At 68.7% G+C, this 25979-nt stretch carries 22 protein-coding genes, 21 tRNA genes and 4 pseudogenes; 34 read left to right on the top strand and 13 right to left on the bottom strand.

Features of this window, described 5'->3' with window-relative positions:
- Nucleotides 1-50: 50 nt before the first annotated feature.
- Genes vanX through vanH form a run of 3 tightly spaced genes read right to left on the bottom strand, consistent with a single transcriptional unit; the run spans nt 51 to nt 2679 of the window.
- Complete coding sequence (gene vanX, locus RB614_RS35095; protein ID WP_308717018.1) at nt 51-686, bottom strand: D-Ala-D-Ala dipeptidase VanX; 636 nt, start codon at nt 684-686, stop codon at nt 51-53.
- Nucleotides 683-1723, bottom strand: coding sequence for a D-alanine--(R)-lactate ligase VanA-Sc (gene vanA-Sc / locus RB614_RS35100; RefSeq protein WP_308717019.1), 1041 nt, complete (start codon nt 1721-1723; stop codon nt 683-685). The genes vanX and vanA-Sc overlap by 4 nt, the downstream gene beginning before the upstream one ends.
- A gap of 8 nt (nt 1724-1731) precedes the next feature.
- Nucleotides 1732-2679 (bottom strand): D-lactate dehydrogenase VanH, encoded by a 948-nt coding sequence (gene vanH / locus RB614_RS35105; protein WP_308717020.1) that lies wholly within the window; start codon nt 2677-2679, stop codon nt 1732-1734.
- 251 nt (nt 2680-2930) lie between these two features.
- Between vanH and RB614_RS35110 the strand changes: the two genes are divergently transcribed.
- From RB614_RS35110 to RB614_RS35225, 24 genes and pseudogenes are all read left to right on the top strand, one after another.
- Nucleotides 2931-3581: a VanZ family protein gene (locus RB614_RS35110; protein WP_308717021.1), complete on the top strand. Its 651-nt coding sequence runs from the start codon at nt 2931-2933 to the stop codon at nt 3579-3581.
- A 346-nt stretch (nt 3582-3927) separates the two neighbouring features.
- A tRNA-Trp gene (locus tag RB614_RS35115) sits at nt 3928-4000 on the top strand.
- A gap of 256 nt (nt 4001-4256) precedes the next feature.
- Nucleotides 4257-4329, top strand: a tRNA-Glu gene (locus RB614_RS35120).
- A gap of 3 nt (nt 4330-4332) precedes the next feature.
- Nucleotides 4333-4408: transfer RNA gene (locus RB614_RS35125), tRNA-Gly, on the top strand.
- Between the two features lie 40 nt (nt 4409-4448).
- Nucleotides 4449-4889, top strand: a complete 441-nt coding sequence (locus RB614_RS35130) for an HNH endonuclease (protein ID WP_308717022.1) — start codon at nt 4449-4451, stop codon at nt 4887-4889.
- Between the two features lie 37 nt (nt 4890-4926).
- A tRNA-Gln gene (locus RB614_RS35135) sits at nt 4927-5000 on the top strand.
- A gap of 6 nt (nt 5001-5006) precedes the next feature.
- Nucleotides 5007-5089: transfer RNA gene (locus RB614_RS35140), tRNA-Leu, on the top strand.
- Between the two features lie 6 nt (nt 5090-5095).
- Nucleotides 5096-5170, top strand: a tRNA-Thr gene (locus RB614_RS35145).
- Nucleotide 5171: 1 nt separating this feature from the next.
- Nucleotides 5172-5243: transfer RNA gene (locus tag RB614_RS35150), tRNA-Thr, on the top strand.
- Between the two features lie 78 nt (nt 5244-5321).
- Nucleotides 5322-5395 (top strand) — tRNA-Leu (locus tag RB614_RS35155).
- Nucleotides 5396-5400: 5 nt separating this feature from the next.
- Nucleotides 5401-5474, top strand: a tRNA-Asp gene (locus tag RB614_RS35160).
- Nucleotides 5475-5647: 173 nt separating this feature from the next.
- A pseudogene (locus tag RB614_RS44440) lies at nt 5648-6187 on the top strand (RtcB family protein); the annotation flags it as partial.
- Between the two features lie 76 nt (nt 6188-6263).
- Nucleotides 6264-6346: transfer RNA gene (locus tag RB614_RS35170), tRNA-Ser, on the top strand.
- Nucleotides 6347-6429: 83 nt separating this feature from the next.
- A tRNA-Pro gene (locus RB614_RS35175) sits at nt 6430-6503 on the top strand.
- 4 nt (nt 6504-6507) lie between these two features.
- A tRNA-Ser gene (locus RB614_RS35180) sits at nt 6508-6594 on the top strand.
- Between the two features lie 177 nt (nt 6595-6771).
- Nucleotides 6772-6842: transfer RNA gene (locus RB614_RS35185), tRNA-Lys, on the top strand.
- Between the two features lie 66 nt (nt 6843-6908).
- Nucleotides 6909-6980 (top strand) — tRNA-Arg (locus tag RB614_RS35190).
- Between the two features lie 17 nt (nt 6981-6997).
- Nucleotides 6998-7070, top strand: a tRNA-Val gene (locus RB614_RS35195).
- Nucleotides 7071-7075: 5 nt separating this feature from the next.
- Nucleotides 7076-7149 (top strand) — tRNA-Glu (locus RB614_RS35200).
- 1 nt (nt 7150) lies between these two features.
- A tRNA-Asn gene (locus RB614_RS35205) sits at nt 7151-7222 on the top strand.
- 101 nt (nt 7223-7323) lie between these two features.
- Nucleotides 7324-7395 (top strand) — tRNA-Val (locus RB614_RS35210).
- A gap of 2 nt (nt 7396-7397) precedes the next feature.
- Nucleotides 7398-7471: transfer RNA gene (locus tag RB614_RS35215), tRNA-His, on the top strand.
- 1 nt (nt 7472) lies between these two features.
- Nucleotides 7473-7556: transfer RNA gene (locus tag RB614_RS35220), tRNA-Tyr, on the top strand.
- A gap of 5 nt (nt 7557-7561) precedes the next feature.
- Nucleotides 7562-7633, top strand: a tRNA-Arg gene (locus RB614_RS35225).
- A 68-nt stretch (nt 7634-7701) separates the two neighbouring features.
- On the opposite strand, the gene RB614_RS35230 is transcribed toward RB614_RS35225, so the two are convergent.
- On the bottom strand, nt 7702-8199 hold the full coding sequence (locus RB614_RS35230; RefSeq protein WP_308717024.1) for a MerR family DNA-binding transcriptional regulator: 498 nt from the start codon (nt 8197-8199) through the stop codon (nt 7702-7704).
- Here RB614_RS35230 and RB614_RS35235 point away from each other — a divergent pair.
- From RB614_RS35235 to RB614_RS35255, 5 genes and pseudogenes are all read left to right on the top strand, one after another.
- The gene (locus tag RB614_RS35235; protein WP_308717025.1) at nt 8185-8916 is read left to right on the top strand and encodes a class I SAM-dependent methyltransferase; all 732 of its coding nucleotides are present in this window, start codon (nt 8185-8187) and stop codon (nt 8914-8916) included. The genes RB614_RS35230 and RB614_RS35235 overlap by 15 nt on opposite strands.
- 126 nt (nt 8917-9042) lie before the next feature.
- Entirely contained in the window at nt 9043-9483 is a 441-nt protein-coding gene (locus RB614_RS35240; RefSeq protein WP_308717026.1) for a VOC family protein, read from the top strand.
- Nucleotides 9484-9521: 38 nt separating this feature from the next.
- Nucleotides 9522-9764, top strand: a pseudogene (locus RB614_RS35245) (methyltransferase domain-containing protein); the annotation flags it as partial.
- Between the two features lie 562 nt (nt 9765-10326).
- Nucleotides 10327-11082, top strand: a complete 756-nt coding sequence (locus RB614_RS35250; protein WP_308717027.1) for an SDR family NAD(P)-dependent oxidoreductase — start codon at nt 10327-10329, stop codon at nt 11080-11082.
- Nucleotides 11083-11128: 46 nt separating this feature from the next.
- A complete protein-coding gene (locus RB614_RS35255; RefSeq protein ID WP_308717028.1) occupies nt 11129-11506 on the top strand; it encodes a MerR family transcriptional regulator in 378 nt (125 codons plus the stop codon).
- Between the two features lie 61 nt (nt 11507-11567).
- Here the strand turns inward: RB614_RS35255 and RB614_RS35260 are convergent, their stop codons facing one another.
- Together RB614_RS35260 and RB614_RS35265 are read right to left on the bottom strand one after the other, a co-directional pair.
- Nucleotides 11568-11969, bottom strand: a complete 402-nt coding sequence (locus tag RB614_RS35260) for a hypothetical protein (RefSeq protein ID WP_308717029.1) — start codon at nt 11967-11969, stop codon at nt 11568-11570.
- A 15-nt stretch (nt 11970-11984) separates the two neighbouring features.
- Nucleotides 11985-12113: pseudogene (locus RB614_RS35265) on the bottom strand (helix-turn-helix domain-containing protein); the annotation flags it as partial.
- Nucleotides 12114-12195: 82 nt separating this feature from the next.
- Here RB614_RS35265 and RB614_RS35270 point away from each other — a divergent pair.
- Nucleotides 12196-14343 (top strand): 2Fe-2S iron-sulfur cluster-binding protein, encoded by a 2148-nt coding sequence (locus RB614_RS35270; RefSeq protein WP_308717030.1) that lies wholly within the window; start codon nt 12196-12198, stop codon nt 14341-14343.
- Nucleotides 14344-14411: 68 nt separating this feature from the next.
- Here RB614_RS35270 and RB614_RS35275 read toward each other — a convergent pair whose 3' ends face one another.
- From RB614_RS35275 to RB614_RS35285, 3 genes are all read right to left on the bottom strand, one after another.
- On the bottom strand, nt 14412-15197 hold the full coding sequence (locus RB614_RS35275) for a hypothetical protein (RefSeq protein WP_308717031.1): 786 nt from the start codon (nt 15195-15197) through the stop codon (nt 14412-14414).
- 25 nt (nt 15198-15222) lie between these two features.
- The gene (locus RB614_RS35280) at nt 15223-16002 is read right to left on the bottom strand and encodes a hypothetical protein (RefSeq protein WP_308717032.1); all 780 of its coding nucleotides are present in this window, start codon (nt 16000-16002) and stop codon (nt 15223-15225) included.
- Between the two features lie 266 nt (nt 16003-16268).
- Nucleotides 16269-17192 carry a LysR family transcriptional regulator gene (locus tag RB614_RS35285; RefSeq protein ID WP_308717033.1) on the bottom strand — a complete coding sequence of 308 codons (924 nt, stop codon included), beginning with the start codon at nt 17190-17192 and terminating at the stop codon, nt 16269-16271.
- Nucleotides 17193-17330: 138 nt separating this feature from the next.
- Between RB614_RS35285 and RB614_RS35290 the strand changes: the two genes are divergently transcribed.
- The gene (locus tag RB614_RS35290) at nt 17331-18152 is read left to right on the top strand and encodes an SDR family NAD(P)-dependent oxidoreductase (protein WP_308717034.1); all 822 of its coding nucleotides are present in this window, start codon (nt 17331-17333) and stop codon (nt 18150-18152) included.
- A 126-nt stretch (nt 18153-18278) separates the two neighbouring features.
- Here RB614_RS35290 and RB614_RS35295 read toward each other — a convergent pair whose 3' ends face one another.
- Nucleotides 18279-19334, bottom strand: a complete 1056-nt coding sequence (locus RB614_RS35295) for a glycoside hydrolase family 5 protein (protein ID WP_308717035.1) — start codon at nt 19332-19334, stop codon at nt 18279-18281.
- A 302-nt stretch (nt 19335-19636) separates the two neighbouring features.
- Here RB614_RS35295 and RB614_RS35300 point away from each other — a divergent pair, with 302 nt between their 5' ends.
- The 3 genes and pseudogenes from RB614_RS35300 to RB614_RS35310 all read left to right on the top strand — a co-directional run bounded on the left by RB614_RS35300 (nt 19637) and on the right by RB614_RS35310 (nt 22105).
- Nucleotides 19637-20089, top strand: a complete 453-nt coding sequence (locus tag RB614_RS35300) for a LysR substrate-binding domain-containing protein (RefSeq protein WP_308717058.1) — start codon at nt 19637-19639, stop codon at nt 20087-20089.
- Between the two features lie 67 nt (nt 20090-20156).
- Nucleotides 20157-20490, top strand: a pseudogene (locus RB614_RS35305) (EamA family transporter RarD); the annotation flags it as partial.
- Between the two features lie 160 nt (nt 20491-20650).
- Nucleotides 20651-22105: an alkaline phosphatase PhoX gene (locus RB614_RS35310; protein ID WP_308717036.1), complete on the top strand. Its 1455-nt coding sequence runs from the start codon at nt 20651-20653 to the stop codon at nt 22103-22105.
- 54 nt (nt 22106-22159) lie between these two features.
- Here RB614_RS35310 and RB614_RS35315 read toward each other — a convergent pair whose 3' ends face one another.
- The 3 genes from RB614_RS35315 to RB614_RS35325 form a co-directional block, all read right to left on the bottom strand.
- Nucleotides 22160-23263, bottom strand: coding sequence for a glycoside hydrolase family 11 protein (locus RB614_RS35315; protein WP_308717037.1), 1104 nt, complete (start codon nt 23261-23263; stop codon nt 22160-22162).
- A gap of 367 nt (nt 23264-23630) precedes the next feature.
- Nucleotides 23631-24155 (bottom strand): family 43 glycosylhydrolase, encoded by a 525-nt coding sequence (locus tag RB614_RS35320; RefSeq protein WP_308717038.1) that lies wholly within the window; start codon nt 24153-24155, stop codon nt 23631-23633.
- Between the two features lie 455 nt (nt 24156-24610).
- A complete protein-coding gene (locus RB614_RS35325) occupies nt 24611-25948 on the bottom strand; it encodes a glycoside hydrolase family 43 protein (RefSeq protein ID WP_308717039.1) in 1338 nt (445 codons plus the stop codon).
- Between the last annotated feature and the right edge of the window lie 31 nt (nt 25949-25979).

Genomic DNA, 25979 nt, shown 5'->3' on the forward strand with positions numbered 1-25979 from the left:
CCCCATCTCGGCGGAGGTGCACCGCGCCGCTCACCGCCGCGGGCGCGTGGCTACGCCGCCCGCGCGCCGCCGCCGACCGCTTCGATCGGAAAATCGAAATAGGTGTCCGGGTACGGCTCGTCTTTCAGCGTGTAGTGCCACCACTCGCGATCGTACCGCCGGAAGCCGCAGGCCTCCATGATGGAGCAGAGGTGTCGACGGTTTCGCGCTTCGGCTTCCGCGATCCCCCTCGCTCCGTGATGGGAGATCGAGTCCATCAGGTCGTGGTCACCGCCCATGGGCGCGAGCTCACCGGTGGCCAGGTGATAGAGCGTCAAGTCGACCGTGCTGCCCCGACTGTGGCCCGACTTGGCGGCCACATATCCTTTCTCGAACATCTCGGCTCGGTCGATATTCGGATAGTGCCGTCGCTTCGTCCGGCCGTCCTCCGGCTGTCTCGACCAGCGCAGAAAGCAGTCGACGGCACGTTGCGGGCGATAGCCGTCCCACACGAGCAGACCAAAGCCGAGGGACTCGGCCTTTTCGCACGCCTTTTCCAGGGCCGCGCACAAAGCCCTCGTGGCGACGATCCGGTTGGCCAGGTATCCGGTCACCGGCTTGCCGGTGAAGTTGTCCCAGGTGGCATACTTGGCATCCCAACGGATGCCGGGCACCACCTCGTCTACGAAGACAAAGCCGTCCTTCATAGAGGTTTTCCTGTCAGCGTCAACGACACCACCCGGTCGATCACGTCGGAGAGCGTCAAGCCCGCAGCCGCCATCATCCTCGGATAGCGGCTGTACGAGGTCATGCCGGGGAACGTGTTGACCTCGTTGAGGACCACCGTTCCGTCCTCCTTGAGAAACATGTCCACCCGCGACAGTCCCCGGCACCCCAGAGCCCGATATATGGCCTTGGCCGTATCCTGGACGAGCGAGCGTGACTCTGCCGAGATGTCCGCGGGAACGATCGGGGTCGAGTTTTCCGAACCGCTTTCGGGCTGGCTCTCCTGATGGATGCGGAAAAATCCGTGGGACAGCGCGATCCGGTCGACCTCGCCGGCGATCAGGTCCAGATCGTTGCCCAAGATGGCACATCCGACCTCGCTGCCGACGACAGCCTCCTCGATCAACACCTTCGAGTCGTACTGCCGGGCGGTTTCCACCGCGGCCGGCAGCTCCTCTCCGCGAGACACCTTGCTGACGCCGAAGGACGAACCCGAACGCGCCGGCTTCACGAAGACGGGATAGGTGAGCTGGGCGGGATCGATGTTTTCGTTCGCCGTGACGATCCAGAAGTTCGGTGTGGCGATTCCCGCGCTTCTGGCGACGACGTAGGCGAGAGACTTGTCCATGCACAGGGCGGAACTCTGGACGTCGCAGCCCGCGTACGGGATGCCGGAGAGCTCCAGCAAGCCCTGCATCGCGCCGTCTTCGCCGAGCTTGCCGTGCAGGACCGGCAGCACCAGGTCCAGACTGATCGTCTCGTACTTACCGTGGTCCAGGACCAGCAGTCCGCGTACGCCTCTGTCCGGCGACAGCACAGCCGGGCGGCCACCGCCGTCTTCCCAGTTCACGCCGGGGCCGTCGCAGAGCCTCCAGGCGCCGCCCTTGGTAATCCCGATGTAGAACGGCTCGTACCTTTCGACATCGAGATGCCTGGCGACCTCTTGCGCGGATTTGACGGAGACAGGATGTTCCTCGGAACAGCCCCCGAACAGAATCCCGATTTTCAACCTATCCATGCTGCTACCTACCTGCCTTCAAATCTCAGGCAATTGATGATGGAGTTTTCGACGGCGTCGCTCAGTGCGTGGTCCGTGTAGTAGGCGGTGTGCGGGCTGATGAGCACGTTCGGCAGGCTCTGCAACCGCAGCAGCGCCTCGCTCTCGACGGGCTTGTTTCTGCGGTCGGCGTAGAATATTCCTTCCTCCCCTTCGAGGACGTCCAGCGCCGCTCCGCCCAGCCTGCCGCTTTCCAAGGCCGAGATGAGGGCCTCGGTATCGATAAGTGAGCCGCGTCCGGTGTTGACGAGAAAGGCACCGTGCTTCATCCGTTCGATACGTCGACGGCTGAGGAGATGGTGCGTATCCGCGTTGAGTGGCGTATGGAGCGTCACGATGTCGCTACGCCGTAGCAGTTCGTCGAGCTGAACGTAGTCGGCCGAGGTCTTGGGACGGTTGTCACAGGCCAGTATTCGGCAGCCGAAACCCCGCAGCCGGTCCATGACGGCGGCACCGATGCGTCCCGTGCCGACGACCCCGACGGTCAGGTCGCGCAGTTCTTTCCCGCGTACCTCGTTCAGCCTGTAGTCATGGACTTCCACCCGGCGGATCATGTGCTTCGCGTTTCGCACCGCCATGAGCATCAGCATCAGCGTGTAGTCGGCCACGCTGTCGGGTGAATAGGCGACATTTTCGACGGAGATGCCGACGCTCTCGGCATACCGCAGGTCGATGTGGTTGTATCCGATGCTTCTCGTGGAGATGTACGCCACTCCGGCTCGGCTGAGCGCGAGAAGTGTGGACGTCGTGACCTGGGTTTTGTGACCGACGCTGATGCAGCGGTTTCCGGACACCAGTTCGACGTTTGCCTCAGATACCGCCGCCTCGGTGATGGTCGGGATTACCCCGAAGCGGGGCCCCATCTCTCGAAACAAGACGGCCTCGTCCTGCCCGCATCCATAAATCGTGATGCCCATGGTCGCGACGGTCGAGGAGGACGCGGACGCCAGCGATCGGCTGCGACGGGCCGCTGTACGCACTGGTTCCCTGTAGGACATTTCTCCAGTCAAGGGAATGGGATGTTGCCAGCACGTATCCGGTTTTCGATATGCCGACGATATGCTACCGGCCGGTAAGCTGTGGTTTGTTATGCCCACTCTCCCGGCAGCGGCCGGCGAGCGACAACGGCCCCGGGTAGATTCCACGGTCGGACGGAAGCGGAGACGGCATGGTCCGGGGTTGGCACGGCTTGCTCGGCACGTTCACCGGCGTGGTGCTCCTCACGGTGGCCGTGCTGCCGCTCGCGGCGCTGGCGGTGTGGGCTCTGGCACGGCGCCGGAGTGCCACCGGCACCACGCCGGCGCGGGCATGGCGGATGTCGCTGGCCGAGGTCGGCATCGCCTACGGGACGGTGCCGTGGGTATGGATGATCCTGTTGCCGGGCGAGCAGGCCGGCGCCGTCGCTGGTCGGCTGAGCCTCGTACCGCTGCGGGATCTGCTCACGATTGTCGCCGACCGGGAGCCGCTGACGCTGACCGGCCAGGTCGTCGGCAACCTGCTGGTGTTCGCGGCGCTGGGATTCTTCGCTCCGCCGCGGTTCGCGGCGCTGGCTTCATTGCCGCGAATCCTGGCGCTCGCGGCGGGCTGCTCGGTCCTGGTCGAGACCGCCCAGTACATCCTGCGGCTGGACCGGGTGTCCTCTGTGGACGACGTACTGCTCAACGCCGCCGGCGCCGGGCTGGCCGCACTGGCGTCGCGCCGCTGGTGGCGTGCTACGCCGGACGGGACCCGATGGGCGCGGCGCAACCGGCCGCCGGCGCCGTACCCCGCAGGAAGCAACCATCCGGAACCGGTCGCTCACCGGCCAGAGCCGCGGTAGCCGCAGGCTGTACGCGGCCGGGATGGGGCCGCCGCGCGCGATGGCGGAATAGCCGGAGCCGAAAAGGCGGTTGACCCTTCTGGACGCGCGCCCTTACCGTAAGAACACAAGGCACCAACGACCTGAGGAGTTACCGGCGATGTTGTGGCACACCTCATCGAAACCGCAGCGGCACACGCTGTTCGGTGTCGCTGGCGTGCCCTGTGCCGAGCGACTCACCGACGTGACCGCCAGCGACAAGGCGAGCCTGGGCCCACGGCGGACGTAAGCGCGACAGACAGCGCGAGCGCCGCCCACCCAGACAAGGGACCGGGCGGCGTTTTCGTTACTGCACAACCTTTTTCCTAGGGGCGTGGCGCAACTGGCAGCGCAGCGGCCTCCAAAACCGCCGGTTGCAGGTTCGAGTCCTGCCGCCCCTGCTTCGCCCTGGGCTCGCCCGGTATGGCGTCGATGGTTGAGAACTCCACAGTGGATGGCATACACACGATGCCCGGCCGGCCAGCGGAGGAATCCGTTGGCCGGCCGGGTGGTTCGGGAGCGACCGGACCCGGTTTGGGGTTTTCCGTTCGATCCGGGGGAAGGGCGCTCGGCGGCGGGATTCGATCCGGGGGAAGGGCGCTCGGCGGCGGGAGAGGACAAGCCATGCCGGTTCAGGACCGGGACCGCTGCCGTCATGGGCCGTTGGAGCAGCGGGTAGCTCACCTCGTTCTCAGCGAGGAGGTGGCCGGTTCGAGACCGGCACGGCCCACATGCGGATCTGGTGAGGCTGGTGCTCACGTCGCTCTTCCAAAGCGAAGACGCGGGTTCGATCCCCGCGGTCCGCTCCATTGAGGACTCAGCTTGGCACGACGAGGAAAGGAGGATCCGGTGGACGTCCTGGTCATCAACGCCGACCTCGGCCCGCTCCACCGGGTCAGTCTCCGGCACGCCGTACGCATGCTCGTGCGGCGTGTCGCCGAGGTCCACGAAGCCCAGCCCGACCGGCTGATCGGCGTCTACCCGGTCCCCACGGTCGTGCGGCTGGTCCGGTACGTGGTCACGAAGTGGCGGTACACCGCCGGCCCGGCCTGGTCTCGGCCGGGTGTGCTGGCCCGCGACGACCGCCGCTGCGGGTACTGCGACGGGCACGCCACGACCGTCGACCACATCCTGCCCCGCTCCCGCGGCGGCAGGAACACCTGGTCCAACACCATCGCCGCGTGCGATGGCTGCAACCAGCGCAAGGGCGACCGCACCCCCGCCGAGGCCGGGATGCGGTTGCGGTTCGAGCCGGCGACCCCGACGTGGGCGTCGCTCGCGGTGCGCTGATGACGCGGCCGGCGTACCTCTCTCCGCCGGCCGCCTTTGGGAGCTGGTGCAATCTGGCAGCACGTCCGGCTCTGAACCGGAAGGTTGGAGGTTCGAATCCTCCGCTCCCAGCAACATGTCCCTGTGGCGGAACGGTAGACGCGCTAGCTTGAGGTGCTAGTGCCCTTCGGGGCGTGCGGGTTCGACTCCCGCCTCGGACACAACTCGCCGACGAAGCACAACGGGTTGTGCCCCGGTCTTGTAAACCGGTGGACCCAGTTCGAGCCTGGGCGTCGGCTCCATGCCAGCGCAGCACGACGGGTGGTGCACCGCATTCGTAACGCGGCGGATCCGGTTCGAGCCCGGACGCTGGCTCTCACGGGCGACGCACAGGTGTGCAGCGCTGCCTTGCAAGCAGCGCCTGCTCGGTTCGATACCGAGGTTGTCCACCATGCCCGGGTAGCCCAACGGCAGGAGGCAGCCGGTTCAGAGCCGGCACAGTGCGCGTTCGAATCGCGCTCCGGGTACGCATGCCTCGTCGGTCCAGCGGAGTGGACGCCGCCCTGTCAAGGCGGAGATGCGCGGGTTCGAATCCCGTACGAGGCGCGTCAAGCGATCGCAACAGCCGACCACAGGAGGCGCCGACCATGGGATTCGACCCGCTGCCGGGCACGAGGGCGCCCGTGCGGGTCTGGACCGACCCGTACAGCATCGAGCCGCAGGCCGCCCAGCAGCTACGCAACATCGGCAGCCTGCCCTGGGTCGAGGGCGTCGCGGTCATGCCCGACGTCCATTTCGGCAAGGGCGCCACTGTCGGCTCGGTGATCGCCATGCGTCAGGCCATCTCGCCGGCCGCCGTCGGCGTCGACATCGGCTGCGGGATGTCCGCGGTCCGCACGTCGCTCACCGCGACCGAGCTGCCCGATGACCTCGGCCCGCTGCGTACCGCCGTCGAGGCCGCGATCCCGGTTGGTTTCGCCCAGCGCGACAGCGCCGTCGACCCACGCCGGATCCGTGGTCTCGAGCAGGCCGGCTGGGAAGCGTTCTGGCGGCAGTTCGGCACCCTCGACGATGGCGTGGCCAAGCTTGAGGGACGAGCCCACACCCAGATGGGCACCCTCGGCGGCGGCAACCATTTCATCGAGGTCTGCGTCGAGCAGGACAGCCCTGACGACCGGGTGTGGCTGATGCTGCACTCCGGTTCGCGAAACATCGGCAAGGAACTCGCCGAGCGGCACATGGCCGTCGCGCGAGGCCTGCCGCACAACGCGGATCTGCCGGACCGGGACCTGGCCGTGTTCCTGGCCGGCACGCCGCAGATGGCCGCGTACCAGCGGGACCTGTGGTGGGCCCAGGAGTACGCCCGCCGGAATAGGTCTCCGGGCGCCGCCCTCTGGAGAGTTCGCCATCGGCAAGGCAAGCGGGTTGCTAACCCGTCGCGGGTCACACCGTTCGGGGTTCGAGTCCCCGACTCTCCGCTCCTCCCGTCGTCGCCCAGGTGGAAAGGGCGTCGCTCTGGGGCGAAGAAGCCGTCGGTTCGCATCCGGCTACCCCGACTCAACGGGCTGTGGCGCAGTTTGGTAGCGCACCGCGTTCGGGACGCGGAGGTCATCGGTTCAAATCCGGTCAGCCCGACTGTGGAAGGTACCGGCCCGTGGGGGCCAGCCGGCCTCGAAAGCCGGAGGCGCCGGAAACGGCGGGCGTTCGACTCGTCTACCTTCCGCCAGCGATTGCCGGCCGGTTCTGGCTACCTCGGCCCAACGACGAGCGGTCGCCGTCGCTTCATCGACGCTCGCGCCAGGCCAGGTCCATTCATCGTTACGCAGCCGTCGCCGTGCATGATGCCGGCGACTCAGGCCCGGTCAAGCTCAGAGGGCATGCACAGAAGCATACCTTCCGCCATGCGCCGTTAGCTGAGTGGTTTAGCCGCCGACTCTTAATCGGCAGACGAAGGTTCGATTCCTTCACGGCGTACGATTCACGATCGCGGCATGTGCGCTGGCTGGATGCCGCACCATTTCCTCCCGCCAGCTCAATTTCCTCCCGCTAGCTCAATGGAGAGAGCACCCGCGTCCTAAGCGGTCGGTCAGGGTTCGACTCCTGGGCGGGAGACTTCCGGCCACCGCTACGTCCCGATGGTCCAGCTGGCAGGGCGCCGCCTCGACACGGCGGAGATCGGCGGTTCGATTCCGTCTCGGGGCACGCTTCGCGCGTTCGGCTATGGGTAGGCTCTCGTCCTTTCAAGTCGGGGAAACGGGTTCGAGTCCCGTACGCGCGACCATTCCGATGTCGCCCAACAGGCAGGGCCCGCGGCTGTTAACCGCGTGATCCCGGTTCGAATCCGGGCGTCGGAGCGATGGAGGGGCCGGCGCGCGCGCAGCCCATCTGGTTGGTGGGACCTGGCTTATATCCAGGCTGTGGTCGAGTTCGATTCGCACGCGGCGCACGCCGCGATGCCTGTGTAGCTCAGCGGGAGAGCGCCGCTCTTACAAAGCGGAGGCCGGGGGTTCGACACCCTCCTCAGGCACTGTGGCTGTAGCTCAGTGGTAGAGCGTCAGGTCGTGGCCCTGAAGGCGCCGGTTCGACTCCGGCCAGTCACCCCATGCGGGCGCGCCACCGATGGTGAGGTGGGGCCGGCTGTAACCCGGTTGCCTTCGTGCTCAGGGAGTTCGAGTCTCTCCGCCCGCACCCATGCCCTCGTAGCGCAGCGGAAGCGCGCGGCCCTCCGAAGGCCGAGGTCAGAGGTTCGAATCCTCTCGGGGGCGCGTAAAGCGCGGGCACGCGAAACGCGGGCACGCAATGCCATCCACTGTGGACGTGCCGCGGGCGGACGTCAGGATTGGGCGTGCAACCGCTGGTGGGACTCTGACAAGGTCTCGCCGGCGAGCCGGGCGGTGATGCCGGCGTTGAGGTTGGGGCATCGCGTGATGTCGTCGTGGGGGCAGTGCAGCCCGTGCAGGATGGCCTCGCGGGCGGCCTGCGCGGCGGCGATCTGCTTGTCGAGCTCCACAAGCTTGCGCCGCATGAGCTCTCTGCGGTCGCCGGGCGTGCTCGCTTGGTTGGCCAGGAGGGTCTTCTGCTCGGCGAGGGTAAAGCCCGCGTCGCTGTAGAGCAGGATGGCGGCGACGAGCCGGGCCGCCGACTCGGGGTAGCGGCGCTGGCCGGAGATCCTGGCCGGTGGGGCGAGCAGGCCGAGCTCCTCGTAGCAGCGCAGGGCCGAGGTGGTGACGCCGGCGCGGCGGGCCAGCTCGCCGATGGTGAGCAGGCCGCCGGGCGAGTTGACTTCAGGCGCACTTGAAGTCGTTGACTGCCGGCCATGGGAAGACGACATGAGGCAAGCCTGCCACCCGCGGTGCGGCGGATGGTGACCGCGGCCGCGGAGTACCTGATCGGGTGTGCCGGGATCGCGGCCGTGCGCGCCCTGGACCGCGACGTCGTCGGCCAGGCCCACCGACCTCGGGGCGCGGCCGGGCGCGTGACCGGCTGGGTGTTCGCCCACCGCCCGTCCAACCGGCGGCGTAACCGCTGGGTGGTCTCGCTGCTCAGTGTTCGCCCCGCCGACCAGATCCTCGAGGTCGGCTTCGGCCCCGGCATCGCGGTCGCGGAACTGGTCCGCGCCGGCGCGGGCCACGTGCACGGCGTCGACCATTCCGAAGTGATGCTCCGGCAGGCGTCCAGGCGCAACGCCGCCGCGATCCGGGCCGGCCGGGTCACCCTGGTCAATGCCCCGGCCGATCGGCTTCCGCCCGCGCTCGACGGCCCCTTCGACGCGATCCTCGCCGTCAACTCCCTCGGGTTTTGGCCCGCGCCGGCCGAACGCCTCGCCGAGCTGCGCCGGCGACTCGCGCCCGGCGGGCGCATTGCCATCGCGTCGCAGCCCCGCTGCCCGGGCGCCAGCGCCGGCACGTCCCGCGACGCCGCCGACGAGATCGAGAACCTGCTGCGCGGCGCCGGCTTCACCCAGATGAGTACCCAGACCCTCGCCCTCAGCCCGCCGGTCATCTGCGTCCTCGCCACCGTCCCTGGAATCGGCACGCCCGAGCGATGACTCGGACCTGCCCCGTCACGGGATTCCGGAGGGGGATGATGCGAAGGATGTCGAGAACGGGCTGGTGGCTCCGTCTCAGGAGCGGATGCCGGCCATGGTGGCCGCAGCACAGCGAGGAGACCCAGCATGACGATCCAGCGGATGGACAACGTCCTCATCGTTGTCGACGACCTCGACGCCGTTATCTCGTTCTTCGTCGAGCTTGGCATGGAGCTTGAGGGCAAGGGGCCGATCGAGGGACGCTGGGTGGAGCGCGTCATCGGGATCGACGACGTCCGCCAGGATGTCGCGATGCTGCGGACCCCGGACGGGCACGGCCGGATCGAGCTGGCGATGTTTCACACGCCGAAGGCGATCAGCCCCGAGCCGAAAGACGCGCCGGCAAACACGCTGGGCATCCGCCGTGTCATGTTCGCCGTGGACGACATCGACGACGTCGTTGCCCGCCTGCGCGCCCACGGCGCCGAGCTCGTCGGCGAGCTCGCGCGGTACGAAGACAGCTATCGGCTCTGCTACGTCCGCGGCCCGGAAGGCATCGTCGTCGGCTTGGCCCAACAGCTCAGCTGAAAGGACGCGATCGCGGCCGGAGCTCGTATAGTCACGCGGTGAACGCGGAGCGGGTCCGGCAGGCGTATGCGTCCGTGGCGGATCTCTACATCGAGCTGTTCGGCTCCAGCCAGCGGGTGCACGCCGACGACCTCGCCTTCATCGGGCGGCATCTGTCGATCCGGCCCGGTCGGGTGCTCGACCTGGGCTGCGGACCCGGACACATCACCGGTTACCTTCGCTCGCTGGGCGTCGACGCGGCGGGAATCGACATGGTCCCCGAGTTCATCGCCCAGCGACGGCACTCACCGGCCACACTCCGCGATCGCGGCAACCGCGACCGAAGCGTGAACTCGCACCGGACACCACGCACGCTCACTGGCCCAGGAACGGCCGTAGCTCGACCTTCCGATTGACCCTCCGCCACGAGCCGCTCGTTGAACGCGTCGATGGCCGCCATCTCGTCCGCGGTGGCCAGGTCGGGCTTGTCGCGGATTACCGAAACCAGGTAATGCATCGGGTATCGGATTCCTCCTTGAGCCGGGTGACGATGTCACCGCTCACGACGGTCGCGTCCGGCCAGTCGAGCGGGTCCGTGCGCTTTCCGGTGCTTCTTCGGACAGGATTTGCCCCGGTCCGCGCCAGCTGCGGACCGCATGCTCCCGCGGGCACCGCTACGGCCGGCGGCGAGCTGGCGCTCGCCGAGATCCCCGGCCTCCGCTGCCGGCTTCGCGGGGCAAGCCCCACCCGCCGCGAATGTCGGGTGACGACCGTCACGGCCACGGAGGTAGACCTTGACACTAGTGTCAATCTTTAGCTTTGGCTGAGTCAGTCTGAGTCAGCTGAAACTGTAGGGAGATCGCCGTGTCCAAGGCATTGACGGGACGGACTGCGCTGGTGACCGGAGGGTCCCGGGGTATCGGTGCTGGGATTGCCCGCGAACTGGCGCGTGAGGGTGCGAGTGTTGTCATCACCTATCGAAAGTCGCGCGAGCAGGCGGAAGAGGTTGTCGCCAAGCTGGCCGCTCTTGGGGCGAAGGCATTTGCTGTGCGGGCGGACCAGTCCGTTCCCCACGAGGCGTCCACCGCTGTCGAGCAGGCTGCCGAGTTCCTGGGTGGCCGAATCGACGTTCTGGTGAATTCTGCTGGAGTCGCCGTCATGGGCACAGTCGACCAGTTGGACCTGGAACTCCTCGACGGAGTCCAGCAGATGATGGCCACGAACGTGCTGGGGACTATCGTCACCACGCATTCCGCATCACGCTATCTGCCGGATGGCGGGCGTGTCATCCTGGTGGGAAGCATCGTTGCGCACCGCATTCCCACCCCTGGCGTCGCCGAGTACGCGGCGAGTAAGGCGGCGATTGACCAGCTCGGTCGCGGGTGGGCGCGCGACTTTGGTCCACGCGGTATCACCGTCAATGTCGTGCAGCCCGGCGCGGTCGACACGGACATGAACCCCGCGGATGGGCCGAACGGAGCCGCACAGGTGGCCCTGACGCCCCTCGGGCGGTTCGGCACCACCGACGACATCGCCAAGGCGGTCACCTTCTTCGCCAGCGACAAGGCCGCGTTCATCACGGGCGCGCTGTTGACCGTCGATGGCGGATTCGGCATTTGATGCTGGTGGACTGGTCGCGGGCCACGAAAGGGCAAGTGAGACATCGGTGAAGATTGGCGATCTGGCGGCGAGGACGGGAGTGGCACCCCGGCTGCTGCGCTACTACGAACAGGTCGGCATCCTGCACCCGTTCCGGTCGAGCAACGGGTACCGGAAGTACGGAGAACCGGCCATCGACCGCGTGCTGCAGATCCGCGAGCTTCTCGAAGCCGGCCTGACGACAGAAATGATCCGTGAGGTCCTGCCGTGCCTGGACGCTGAGACGGAACACCCCGGTACCCGCCACTGTCCGACCGTCAAGGACCTGGACGGACTGCGACGCCAGCTCGTCAGCATCGAACGACGCATCGACGCCCTGCAGCGCAACCGTCAAGCGATCAAAAACTACCTGAGCGCATGGGAGGAGGCCGAGGCCACGACGTGACGCCCCGGACAAAGGCTGTCATGCGCCAACGGCCGAAAGCCACCCCGACTCCGAAACCTCTCTAAGGGTCGCCGCGCAGGTACCGGGCCACCATGGCCACCAGCTCGTTTTCGAACGTCTCGACCGGGATGGTCCGCGGATCGGCCATGATCTTGTGCGTGTTCATCTCCACGGTGAACAGGATCAGCTCGGCCGCGGTGTCGACGTCGCGGACGCGGACATCCGGGTGCCGGGTGAGGAGATCGCGCAGCTGGGCGACGCGGGTCCGTCCGTGCCGGTCGATCGTGTCGAGCAGTTCCTGCGACAGCGGCGCCTCCTCGATCATGATGCGTAGCAGCTGCGGGTCGTCCCTGTGGTTGTCGATCGCGTCGCGGACCAGTGTCCGTACCGTCGCAGCCAGGCTCCCGGCGGAGAGGTCGAGCTGGTCGACCTGCGTCCAGGTGCCGCGGTCGATGTGCCGCACCAGCAGCTCGGCGAGGATGGCGTCCTTGTTCGGGAAGTACTGGTACAGCGAGCCGATGGAGATGCGGGCGCGTTCGGCGATGCGGTTGGTGGTGCCGGCGGCGTAGCCGTGCTCGGCGAAAACGTGAGCAGCGGCGGTGAGGATGCGCTCGCGGGATGCCGTGAGGCCAGACGGTGCGCCTACCCGGGTCGCACACGACGATCAGACCCGGCACCGGCTGACGACGGTGGACGAGGTCGAGACGACCGTCGGCCGCCCGGCGCCGATGGTCATGCTCAAGCAGATCAGCGCCCTCGACGAGGGGTGCCGCACCATCCTCGCCCGGTGCCCGATCGCGGCGTTCGGCTACCGGGACGCCGGCGGCACCAGCCGGACCACCTTCGTGGGCGGCCGGCCGGGGTTCGCGCGCGTCCACTCGCCCACGCGGATCTCGTTCTCGCTGCCCGGGTCCGGCGAGCCGCGGGGTCCGGTCTCGTTCTTCTTCCTCCTGCCCGGCGTCGGGGAGATCCTGCGCGTCAACGGCACGGTGGCCGCGCGGACGGGCGCGGAGACGGCCGTCGACATCGACGAGGCGTACGTGCACTGCGCGCAAGCCGTCCTCCGCTCCCGCCTGTGGCAGCCGCCCGCCGTGGCCGCGCCGGCCGCCGGGATCGCCGGTGACGGGCCGCTGGGCCGGCCGGGCGTCGCCGAGTTCCTCGCCGCGGCGCCGTTCCTCGCACTGTCTACATGGGACTCGTCCGGCGGGAGCGACACGAGCCCGCGCGGGGATCGGCAGGCGGTGGCCCGGATCCTGGACGGCCGCACGCTCGCCATCCCGGACCGAAAGGGCAACAAGCGCGCCGATACGCTGCACAACCTGTTACGGGACGACCGGCTGTCGTTCGCCGCGCTCGTCCCGGGACGCAGCGGCGTGCTGCACGTGCGCGGCCGTGGCGCGATCACCGACGATCCGGCGTTGCTGGAGACGATGGCGCTACGCGGCATGCCTCCGCACGCGGCGCTGCTCATCGACGTCGAGCACGCCGAGGTGACCGGCAACGACGCCGTGGCGCGCTCGCGGCTGTGGAGCCCGGAGGCGCACGTCTCCCCCGGCGAGGTGCCGGACCTGATGGCGCTGGCCGGCGAACACCTCGCCGCCAACTCGACGGACGCCGAGGGTGCCCCGCCCGCGTTCCTGTTGAAGGCGCTCGGGGCGATCCCGGGGGTGACCCGGCTGCTGCGGCTGGTGATGAACCGCGCCTACCGTTCGGGGCTGCGCAAGGAGGGCTACGAGGGCATCGAGCCCAGCGTGGGCAACCGGCGCCGCGGCCTCGCCCGCCGCCTGCGCCGGCGTCCTGCCGGCGAAAGCGGGCCGGAGAACCCCTTGCGGGACGTGCGGATCGCCGAGGTGCGCAGGGAGACGCCGAGCGCGGTCACGCTCGTGCTGGAGGACGCCGGCGACGGCCCGGGTACGTTCGACTTCCGGCCCGGGCAGTTCTTCACGCTCGTCGCCGACGTCGACGGCCGGCCGGTGCGACGGGCCTACTCCGCCTCGTCGGCGCCCGGGGCGTCCCGGCTGGAGGTCACCGTCAAGCGCGTCGAGGGCGGCCGCTTCTCCACCCACGTGCACCGAAACCTGCGCGCCGGTGACCGGCTCGCGGTGCGTGGCCCGTCGGGCTCGTTCCATGCCGGGCCGCGACAGCCGGAGGAGATCGTGCTGGTCGCGGCGGGCAGCGGGGTGACACCGATGATGAGCATCATCCGCACGCGGCTCGCCGGTCGGGCGGATGGCGGCCGGATCGCGCTGCTCTACAGCAGCCGCAGCGAGCAGGAGGTCATCTTCGCCGGCGAGCTGGCCCGGCTGGAGCGGGACAACCCCGACCGGCTGTCGGTCACCCACGTACTGACCCGCAGGGACGGTCGGCTCGGCGCGGAGGGTGTACGCCGCTGGGTCACCGGCCTGGCTCCGGCTCGGGACGCCCACTTCTACATCTGCGGCCCCGAACCGCTGATGGACGCCGTACACGGCGTGCTGGCCGGGCTCGGGGTCCCGGACGCGCTGGTGCACCAGGAGCGCTACACCAGCGGGGCGGAGACCGTGGCCGTGGCGACCGTCCCGCAGCAGATGACCGTCGAGGAGAACGGGCAGCCGGTCGGCACGGTGGTGGTCGAGCCCGGCCAGACGCTCCTCGACGCGGGACTCGCGGCGGGGCTGCCGATGCCGTACTCCTGCACGGTCGGCAACTGCGGCGAGTGCATGGTGAAGCTCCACACCGGACAGATCGCGCAGAGCGAGCCGAACTGCCTTACCCCACAGCAGAAAGCCGACGGCTACGTGCTGACCTGCGTGGGCTGTCCACTGTCGAAGGTCACCCTCGACATCGCCGACCCGTGAACGTTCGGCGGGTGACCGGCGGCGTTCGGCCGCTGGTCACCCGCCCCGGCGAAGGTTGGTGGACAGTGTCAGGGCAGCGCGGCCCGGAGTCTGGGCAGCGCGACGACCGCGACCGGGCGGCTGGTGTTTAGGGTGGCCTGGTTTTCGGCCGTCGTCCGGTTCGGCATGCAGTTGCGCCCGAAACAGGGCGATGACCTTCCGACGTCACCGTTGTAGGCCCAGCACGTCCACCACTTCTCGTAGAAGGCGCTCCCCTCGCTGGTCACGATCAACTGGCAGTTGGTCGGGGTCAGCTTGGTCACGACGGCTTCGTAGGCGCGGATCTGGCTTTGCAGGACGAGGTCGGTGCCGTTGACGAAGCCGGCCTGGGCGCGGGCCGCGAGAACGATGGCGAAGATCGGGCCGATGACGAAGCCGATCTTGTCGACCGCCTGCGGGCTCTGCACCGCGCCCGCGAACGCGCTGGCCTGGGTGGCGCAGTTGGTGGCGTTCTGGGCCCACGCCCGCAGCGTGAACTCGTCCATGAAGTCGATGTTGAGGAACTCGATGGTGTGTGCTTCGAGACAGGCCTCCACCTCGGCGGCGGCGATGGCGTCGATCTGCGCGATGATCTCGGTCTTGCTCTGCTCGATGGCCAGCTTGATCTCGTTGATCGCCGCTTCGAGATTGCCGCCGCCTCCGCTGCCGCTCAACAGGTAGCCGGCCACGGCGACGGTCAGGCTGACCCAGTCGAAAGCGAACAGCTGCGGGCTGGCCGTTTCGGTCGCGCGCTTGGTTTCGGCGGCCTGGGCCGGCACGCCGGTGCCCGCAACCGCGATCGACAGCGCCAGGCTGGCGGCGGCGAGGCCGGTCAACAGTCTTCTTCTCACTGCTCGTCTCCTATGGCTGCTTCAACGTGGGCAGGATGTTCTTGGCCACTTTCCAGCTGGAGTTGACGGCGGCCGCGAGCTTGAGATCCTCCACATTGACCGGTGGGTTGATCCATTGGCCGGTCAGCTTGTCGAGGGTCTCCGTGGCGGTCGCGTCCTCACCGTTGGCCGCCGTGCACTGCCAGGTCCGCGTGTACCGGTAGGCGTCGTTGTCGGTGAAGGTCACCTGGCACTCCGGTTCCAGCTTCTGCAGGATCGCCTCGTTGGCCTGGATGTACCGCTGGCGCAGCAGGCTCTTGGACTCCGGGGTGTACCCGGCGTCCGTGGCGGCCACCTCGGCCATCGCGTACTTGACGTTGAGGGCGTGCCCGATGGCGTCGGCGGCCTTGTCGTCCTGGGTGGCGTCCAGCTCTCTCTTGTCGACCGAGGCGGACGAGATGAGCCTGCTGGCCAGGTTTCTCACCCACCGCTGGTCGTGGCGAAACTGCTCGTAGTTGGTGAACTCGATGGTGAACGCGTCCATCTCGCCCAGCGCCCGGGCGGCGACGTGCCCGTCGATGTGGCTGATGACCTCGTTGCGGGCCTGCACGGTCAGGCCGACCACCTCGCGGACCAGCGTCTCGATCTCACCCGCGGACAGGCCGCCGCGGGAGATCCTCAGCGCGGTGAACGTCAGGGTGATGACCGAGTCGCTGACGTCGGCAGCCTGGGCCGGCTGAACGCTGGCGGGCACCGCGACCCCGACCGCCAACAGCGTCGCGATCAGGCCGCGTACCAGTCTTCGTCGCAAATCTGTTTCCTCCGTCCGGTTACCGATCCCAAAAGACAGGGCGGCCTCGATCGATCGGGGATCCGCGCAACGCCATTTCGGGCGGCTGGGGGACGCCTTCCTCCCGAGGCGAAGGACCCGCGCGAGCAAGCAAGGCCGCCAAGAGCATTTCGGCGTACGCGGGGCAGCAGGTCAAGTGGGCGGCTGGCGCTGCACGCGTCCAGGCCACGAGATTGCGTAATCACGCCGGCCGATACTGCGTGATTCCGCCGTGGGTCGTCCCGCGGTCAATGACGGGTCAGATGCGCCTGTGCGGATTGGCGGAACCGGCCGACGAGCGGGTTGGCGTCGTCGCGGCGGGTGGCGACGACGACGTGGCAGGGCTCGATCCCGTCGACCGCGACGGTGACGACGTCGTCCCGCGAGGTCAGGCGCGGGTCGTCCGCGGCCACGAGGGCGACAGCCTGGCCGTCGGCGACGGCTTCGAGCTTGTCTTCGACGGTGTCGGCGAGCAGCGGGGCCAGGGGAACCGTACGTTGGTCCGGACGGGGTTCGAGTCGCCAGAAACCGGTCCACGCCGAGGGCGCTCCGGCGCAGGCCACCATGGGCTCGTCGGCGAAGTCGTCCGGGGTGACGGTGTCCTTTCCGGCCAGGCGGTGAGACGCGGGCAGGACGAGCACCCGCGGCTCCTCGTAGAGGACGGTGATGTCGAGGTCGTCGCCGGGGATCGCGAGTGGCGTGCGGACGACCAGCGCGTCGACCCGGCGCTCGGGCAGGGCGCGGGCCTCGTGCCAGCCCAGGTGGCGGGTGCGCACATGCGCGTCGGGGTTACGGCGGCGCAGGTCACGGACCGCGGGGGTGACGACGAGGTCTTCGACGTAGCCGATGGTGATCGTGTGCGGCGGCGCGGCACCACGCGCGGCGCGCACCGCCTGGCTGGCGTTGTGCAGGAGCGTCTGTGCCCGCGGGAGGAAGGCTTCGCCGGCGGCGGTGAGCCGGCTGCCCTGGGTGGTGCGCTCGATGAGGCGTACGCCGAGGGTGTCTTCGAGTCGCTGGATCTGGCGGCTCAACGACGGCTGGGCGACGCGGAGCGCCTGCGCGGCACGGGCGAAGTTGAGGTGTTCGGCGACGGCCGTGAAGTAGCGGACCAGCCTCAGGTCCAGGTCGGGACCGGGCCGTGGGGCCGTGAGGTGTGGTTCGCCGTCGCCCATGTCCGCAGCGTACCCGTTATGTCATTTCTGCATGACGGGGTGCGGAACAGGTCTTGGACGACCACCCCGGCCGCCCTGTTGACTCGGTCTTGTCCAGCCGGGTCGACCAGTTGTCAATCCACAGTGGAAGGTGTGTGCATGAGCGTCGACTATCGCTCGCAGACCGTTCTCGTCACCGGGGCGAGCTCCGGGATCGGAGCCGCCTTCGCGGCGGCTCTGGCCGGGCGCGGCGCGAACCTCGTGCTCGTCGCACGTCGCGCCGAGCTGTTGACGTCGCTGGCGGACGAGCTGCGCCGCGCATACGGCGTCCGGGTCGAGGCGCTCCCCTTCGATCTCGCCCATCCGGCGGCCGGAAGCGAGCTTCGCAAGGCCGTCGCCGATCGCGGCGTGGAGGTCACCAGCTTGATCAACAATGCGGCGTTCGGCACGTTCGCCCGGTTTGCTGACGCGGATCCCGGACGCCTCGCCACGGAGATCGCCGTCAACGCGGCGGCGCCGGTTCAGCTGACCGCGGCGTTCATGCCACAGATGTCGAGCGCCGCCAACGGCTTCATCGTCAACGTCGCCGGTGTCTCCGCCTACCTTCCCTCCCCCAGGATGGCCGTCTACAGCGCCACGAAGGCGTTCGTGCTGAGCTTCAGCGAGTCGCTCTGGACGGAGCTGCGCGGCACCGGGCTCACCGCGTTCGCCGTCTGTCCCGGCGCCACCGACACGGAGTTCACCACCGGCATGGGACCGGGTGCCGGCGTGCTGACCTCCGGAAGGACGCGAAGGCCCGAAGACGTCGTCGCCACCGCTCTGGCCCACCTTGAACGCCGAGACCCGGGTCCGGTCGTCGTCGACGGGCGATCCAACCGGTTGGGCGTGCTGATGAGCCGGCTCGCGAGCCGGCGCAGAAGCGCCATGATGATGGAGCGTGTCTTCGACCCGGACCGTCGGTCAAAGCCCGCCGCGGCCTGAGCATCGCCTCACCATTGGGCACCGCGCGACGGCGAGCGTATCGTCCGCGGACAGCCGCGACCCCGGCACCGGGCAGGAGGCACGGCGCGGGGCGCGTCTGTCCGCGGTCAGGTGGAGACGGCCGAGCTAAAGCCCCCAGCCGTACCGGATCCGGTCGCGGCCGGAGGTGTTGCGGACGGTCAGGTTGAGGTTGGTGCCGCTGCCGCTGAAGGCGAACATCGAGTACCAGTCGTAGCCGATGTCGCCGGGCTTGCCGCCGAGCGCGGGCCAGTAGGTGCCGCCCATCCGGTTGTCCCGCATGACCTGCGTGACGGCGCGGATGTGGCGCACGAAGTTGTCGGTGCTGCTCGCGTTGGCGTAGTTGAGGCCGGTCGACATCGGCGCGCCGAACTCGGTCACGACCGCGCGGGAGGCGCAGTTGCCCAGGCGGGTCTGGACGTGGCTGCGGAAGGCGTCGTACGTCATCGGGCTGTAGAAGAAGGCGTAGTGGTGGAACGAGAACAACGTACCGCTGAAGCGGCTGTCGTTGCAGACGTCCCGCAGGTCCTGGCTGTAGCCGGTGCCGCCGATGAGCACCCGGCTGGGCACCGCCGAGTAGTGGTAGCTGAGCCAGTTCGCCGCGACGTTGCGCCAGTCCGCCGAACTGTAGCCGTGCGGCTCGTTCATCGGCTCGAAGTACACGTTGGTGTTGGAGCCGTAGGTGTTGGTCACGCGCGACCACATCGTGTTCCACGCGGCGATGTTCGTGATCCTGCCGCCGGAGGCGGCGCCGTCCTCCCAGTAGGCCAGGATGACCTTGAACCCGCGGGCGGTGGCGGCGTCGATGGCGCCGCGGTAGTTGTTCCACCACGTCGTGCCGACGGTGTGGGTGTTGATCGGCAGCCGGACGGTGTTGACGCCCATGGCCGCCATGTCGTCGTAGAGGGCATTGGCCTTGGCCCGCACGGTCGCGTTGCTGTCGGACTGGCTCAGGCCCTGGATGACGAGCGGGCCGGTGCTGAAGTTGTCACCCAGCACGGCCCAGTTCATGCCCCTGAACTGGTTGGTGGCCGCGACGGCCGGTGACGCGCCGCTGACGGCCGCGACCGGAATCAGCGCCACCGCGGCCAGGGCGCCGATGAGCGCGCGCCCCAGTGGTCGCCGGCGAACCCTCGGTACCTCAGTGCCCTCTTGGGTCGTCAATGCCTTGTCCTTCCTCGCGGGGATCCGGTTGCCGAGTACGGCGGTCCGTGCCGTATGCCCTGCACGGAGCCGCCCACCTGGTGTGCACCGGCGCACCGACCCGGGACTGGAGACGCCCGTGCCGGCGGCCGCAACACCCCAGCAACCTCTTCCTAATCCCGGCGTGAACGGCCGCGCGATCTATCGAACCGACTCGGTCAGAAACAGACATAGACGAACATGCGAGCGGCTGCGCGGCCTCGGCATCAGCGAGGATGCGCGCGGGGCGGTATGACGTCCGACGCCGATCCTGACCGGTCCGGCTGGCCGCCAACGCCCCGGCGCTGAGCACGATCGTGCCCACGGCGGCCGCCGCGCTGGCCCAGGCGCATCCGGGAATCGAGCTGAGCCTGATCGACCGTCACCCGGTCGAGGCGTTGCAGCTGCTGCGGCACGGCGAGATCGACGTCGCGCTCGTCTTCCGCTACCCCGACGCCCCGATCGAGGACGCGGGATTTCGCCTCGACCACATCGGAGACGACCCGATCTACCTCGTCAGCCAGCGCCCCGGCGACAGCCTCGCGAACCATCGCCACTCCATCTGGATCGGCGGTTGCGACCGGTGCCAGGCGGAGCTGACCACCCTGTGCCGATCCGATGGCTTCACCCCCCGCATCGGCTCGCTCAGCGACGACATGGTCGTCGTGCAGTCCCTCGTCGCCGCCGTACTGGCGGCGCTGACCGAGGCGACCACGGCACCGAACACCACTGACTAAAGATGCCTATGTGTGACATCCAGGATTGGCATTAGACGTCATATCGCGCCTGTTCGATGCTGAGCCAATGGCTGGGACAGCCGTGACACCACACACCGCCGACCGCCGTGGCCTGATGACCGGTATCGCGGCCTACGCCGGCTGGGGATTCTTCCCGCTGTACTTCAAGCTGCTCGCACCGGCCTCGGCCGGCGAGATCCTGGCGCACCGCATCGTCTGGTCGGCCGTGTTCATGGCGGTCCTGCTGGCGGTCCTGCGCCGCTACAGCCGCCTGCGCGAACTGGCCCGCGACCGCCGGCGTGGCCGTCCTGCGCGAGCGGCTGCGGCGAGCACAGTGGACGGCGGTGGGCATCGGCGCGGTGGCCGTGCTGGTGCTGGCCGCCGAGTACGGCGGGCCGCCTCTGGGCATCGGCGAACCGTGTACGTCGCCGGGGCGACGCGTCAGTAACCATGATTCTTTACTCCGATGTCGCCGATCCTCCATGTGAACGGCGTGCCGGAGTTGGCCCGCGGGAGTTGGCTGCACAGAGTCGCACCCGTCTTGAACAGGAGCTAAACCTCGTGCCCTCCTCTCGTCGCAACTTCCTTGCCGGCGGCGCGGCCGCCGGAGTCGGCCTCGCCGTCGCCGGGGGCGTCCCGTCCCTCGCGCAGGCCCACCCGAGCCGGCCACGGCCGACCGGCGGTGCCGGCAACAAGCCGTTCCCGCCGCTGGTTGACGACCCCGACGGAATCCTCGCCCTGCCCGAGGGCTTCAGCTACGCGATCGTCACGCGTACCGGCGTCACCCGGCTCGACCGGGGCCAGGGGGTGACCCCGGCCGACCACGACGGCATGGCGGTCTACGACGCCGGCCACGGCCGGTACACGCTGATCCAGAACCACGAGATCGACCCGGGCGCCGAGTTCGGCGTGCCGCACGTCCGGGGGACCGTGTACGACCCCGGCGCGGTCGACGCCGGCGGCTGCACCGTGATCAGGACGGACCGGGCCGGCCGCAACCTCGGTGAGTTCGTCGCGATCTCCGGCACCGTCAGCAACTGCGCCGGCGGGCCCACCCCGTGGGGCACGTGGCTGACCTGCGAGGAGACCGAGGACCGCGCCGGCGACGAGTGGGAGGAGGACGGCCGTTCCGGCGTCTTCCAGAAGGACCACGGCTACGTCTTCGAGGTCTGGGCCGACGGCAGCGCCGACCCGCGGCCGATCAAGTGCCTGGGCCGCTACGCCCACGAGGCCCTGGCGATCGACAAGGACCGCACGAAGATCTACCTCTCCGAGGACGCCGACGGGCCCAACGGCCTCTTCTACCGCTGGACCGCGCCGCGCGGCGTCAAGCTCGGCAACCGCGTGCTCACCCGCCTCGCCCCGGACGCCGGCACCCTCGCCGCGATGGCGATCGTCATGGACGACGGCTCGGTGCTGCCCGACGTGGCCTACCTGACCTCCGCCCAGCTGGGCCGCCCCTTCCCGGTGCGGTGGATCCCGGTCCCCGAGCGCGACGCGAAGACCAAGCCGGTGCGCGAGCAGTTCGCCGACGGCCAGGTCACCCGCGGGAGGAAGTTCGAGGGCGTGTGGGGCACCGACGAGGGCGTGTACGTCGTCAACTCGTACGCGTGGGAAGAGGGCGAGCTCCCCGCGGACGCCGCACCGCACGACGGCATGGTCTGGTTCTACGACTACCGCGCCCAGACCATCCAGCTGGTCACCTACTTCCCGCACCAGGCCACGGCCGAGGAGGGCGCGCCGGCCAAGTTCACCGACCTGACCTTCGACGGCCCGGACAACGTGACGGTCACCCCATGGGGAAGCCTCGTCCTCGCCGAGGACGGCGCCGGCGCCTCCCACGTGCTCAGCGCCATCCCCGGTGGCCCGACCTACGCCATCGCCCGCAACCAGCTCAACGACTCCGAGTTCTGCGGGCCGACCTTCACCGAGGACGGCAAGGTGCTCTTCGTCAACATGCAGGACCCTGGCCTCACCCTGGCCATCACCGGCCCGTGGGAGCGGTACCTGGGCTGACACCGGTGGGGGCCAGGCGGACTCGCCTGGCCCCCACGCGGCTTGGACCAGGCCCTAGCCGCTACAGGTGGCGCCGTTGAGCGTGAACCCGGTCGGCGCGGCGGTGTTGCCGGTGTGTGTGCCCTGGAAGCCGATGGTGGTCGAGCCGCCCGGCGGTATGGAGCCGTTGTAGCTGGCGTTGGTCGCCGTCACCTGGCCGCTGCTCGGCGTGTACGTGGCGTTCCAGCCGCTGGTGATGGTCTGCCCGGAGGCGAGGTTGAACCTCAGCGACCAGCCGTTGATCGCGGACGAGCCGGTGTTGGTGATCGTGATGTTGTCGGTGAAGCCGGTGTTCCAGGCGCTGACCGAGTTGGTCGCCCGGCAGGCGCCGCCGCCCTGGTTCGGAGGCGGCGTGGTGGTCGGCGGCGGCCCGGTCGCGGGCGGCGGGGTCGTCGGCTGGGTGGGCCCGCTGGTGGCCTCGCTCACCGTGATGTTGGAGCTGCCACTGCTCTGGTACCCCTCGGTGGCCATGATCTGGTAGTAGTGCGTGCCCAGGTTCAGGCCGGCGGCGGCCCACGCGTTGAAGTGGTTCGCGGTGGTGATGGTGCCGCTGCTCCGGTGCTGCTGCCGGACGCTCCAGTACTGGTAGAACGTCGCGGTGCCGTCGATCGACGGCTGGTTGACCCGTTGCGTGCGGTAGAGGTCGTAGGTGCTGCCGTCGGTGGTGATGGAGCCCAGCCGGGTGGCGCCCGAACTCGGGTTGTAGCTGCCGAAGTCCTCGACCACGTAGTACTCGATGAGCGGGTTGCGGGTCCATCCGTACAGCGCCAGGTAGCCGTTGCCGTTCGGGCTGAACGTGCCCGAGTACCGCACGCTGTGGCTGGAGCCGGGGTTCCAGCCCTTGCCGACGACCATGTTGTTCATGTTGCTCCACTGGACGCTGTACTGGCCGCCAGCTCCCAGCGTCATCGTGACGTTGCCGTTGTCCTTCCAGAACGAGTAGAAGTAGCCGTTGTGGGTGCCCTCGGCGTTCGCCGTGACGGTCCGGTCAGCCTCGGCATGGGCGACGGTGGCCAGGGTCGCCGAGGTCGCGGCGAGCACGACGGCGCTGGCACCGGCGACGAGCAATCTGGTGCGGGTGCGCCGGCGGCGTCTGGGGAGGGTGGGTGTGTCATTCACGCGCGTGCATCCTTCTCGTGAGGCAGCCCGAAGGCCGCTGCAAGACACGACTCGGCGCTGCCGTAGGTCGCCAGGGCTGACCACCGCCGCCAGCGCCGTACCACGCCGCGGATCTACCGCTCGTGGTCGGGGACGACCGAAGAACCGGTCGCTGCCGTGGCCCGGCACCGGCAGGCGTAGAGGCTCATCGATGTTCGAAGTCTCGATCAACCCCGTCATGTTTGTCAATAAGTTCCCGGAAGGATTGCGGAAACTCAACGTGCCAGATTGGCCGTGTCAGGCTGGTGGCTCCCGCCCGCATACCTGCCGATGTCTCGGTTCGTGTTTTCAGCCGTTGATCGAGACTTACGGATCTCGACCGAAAGTTTCAGCCGGTGCCCGTCACCCGGAAGGTGGCGTCCGCGCGGCCGGTCGCCGTGGCGATCGGATCCAGCCGCAGCGGGGAGTTGGAGTGCCGGATGTACCGGTCGGCGAAGTTGTAGGACTGTAGCCGGTTGACCGGAACGGTCGGGCCGGATGGCTCGCCGCACGGCGGCGCGAGCACCGTGCTGGTGGAGACGGGCACGCCGAGGTTGGGGGTGCCGCCGGCGTTCCAGCTGATCTTCTGGATCCGGGTGGTGCGGGTGGATCCGCAGCCCTGAGTCGGCGAGGAGTTGGCGTGGTAGACGATCCAGTCCTCGGTCCCACGTTGCCGCCGGTGTAGGTCAGCTGTCCGATCTTGTAGTCCGGGCCTTGGCAGGCGCTGGCGCAGTAGGTGATGAACGTGCGGCCGCCACGCTGGATCGCCCAAAAGGCCTTCGTTCATCGGGGTGCCCTGCCGCTCCCAGTCATAGGTGGGTGCGGAGATCGCGATGCCTGAGCCGGTGACCGTCCACGGGTTGCTCAGCGCCACGATGTAGCTGTGCGGATCGCTGTCGCTTCAGGCAGGCGAAACCGCGATGCTCTCCCGGGCACCGCTGCGGCCGGCGGCTCGCCGGGCTCGCCGAAATCCCCGGCCTCCGCTGCCGGCTCCGCGACCCAAGCCCCGCCCCAAGCGAGGCTCGCGCCGAAGCGCGGGCCTCAGCGCGGTGGTGAGCTGCCGTGAACGCGCAGACCAGACCCCTGGACGGCGGCCGGCTCCCCGCAGGGGCCGGGGTGAGAACGCGGGAACGCGGAGGGTGAGGCCGCGGGAACGCACCCCAAGAAAACGCTCCGCTGCGCTCCACGTTTCCCCGGGGACCCCGCGCAACGGTCCGGACCACAATGGACATCGCGGTAGCCCGAATCCGAAATCTCAATAGACCCCGGGGAGTGGACGGCAGGGGGATGTACCGCCCACTCCCCCGGGTTTGTGGGGTGCGGTGGCGGCTATGGGGTGATCCGGAAGGTCGCGTCCTGCCGGTCACTGGCGCTCGAACTCGCGCTGAGCGGGTCGATCCGCAGCAGGTAGTTGGCGTGTCGCAGGTATCGGTCCGGGAAGTTGTACGACCGGAACGAGGACCAGGACGCGTCCGCCAACCCGGCTACGCGGTAGAACGTGGCGTCCGCGCGGAACGTCGCGGTGTTGTCGTTGGGATCCAACCGGATCGCGTAGTCGCTGTGCCGCAGGTACCGGTCCGGGTAGTTGACCGACTGGAACGACACCCCGGCCGAGTCGGCCAGGCCGGGCACCATCCGCCACATCTGGTCCTGGAACGGCTCCATCGGGTACGTGTCCAGCCGCCCGGCGTTGTCGGCGTGCCGCACGAACCGGTCGGGGAAGTTCGACGACTTCAGCCGTACCCAGTTCGGCAGCCCCCAGCGCGAGACCAGCGCGTCGTACTCGGCGGAGCTGATCCCGACGATCGAGCCGTGCTTGGCGTTCAGCGGCGGCGTGAAGTCACGCTGGTTGAGCGCCGCCCACGAGTTGCCGCCGACGTTCGAGCTCGACCAGGCGTAGAAGTCGTTGTTGACCGGGCTGAACGAGTCACCCCACAGCCGCCAGCCGTTGCCCTCGTTGTTCTTGACCAGCAGCGGCGCCTCGATGGCGTTGCCCTGCCGCAGCCCACTGGTGTATGTGGTGTAGCTGTTGGCCGCGCCGCTGCTCGACCGGGCGCCGTAGAGCAGGCCGGTGGAGAGGTTCTTGTAGTACAGGTAGAAGGTGGAGCCGTCGACCACGACGTCGCCGTCCAGCACCGGAAAGCCGGGGCTGAAGTAGACCTGGTTGGTCGAGACCGTCCGGAAGTCCGATGTGTAGTTCACCATGAGCACGTCGCTGCCGTTGTTGGCGGAGTAGACGATGCCGTACTGGCCGCGGGCGGCGTCCCAGAAGGCGGTCGGTGCCCAGGTGTGCGTGTTCAGGCCGTGCATGCGCACCCGGCGGTACCCGGTGAAGCTGGTCAGGTTGGTGGAGTCCCAGACATGCAGGTACTGGTTGTTCTCCCCGAAGTTGGTGCCGTTGAGGTCGGTGGCCAGGACCACGAAGGTGCCGTCCTGCTTGCGCAGGATGAACGGGTCCCGCAGCCCGCGCGTGCCGGCGGTCGGTGTGACCACCGGGTTGTTCTGGTTCAACGGCGACCAGTTCAGCCCGTCCCGGCTGACCGCCAGATGCAGGCCGTAGTTCGCCCCGGACATGTTCGGCGTCTCGGTGAAGTACGCGAACACGTACGCCGTGTTCGCCGCTGACGCCGCCGTCGACCCGGTCACCACGACGGCGGCCGTGGCCACCGTCGACAGGGCAGCGAGCCGAGCGAGCGCC

The organism is Phytohabitans maris, from assembly GCF_031085175.1.
Taxonomy (GTDB): Bacteria; Actinomycetota; Actinomycetes; order Mycobacteriales; family Micromonosporaceae; genus Phytohabitans; species Phytohabitans maris.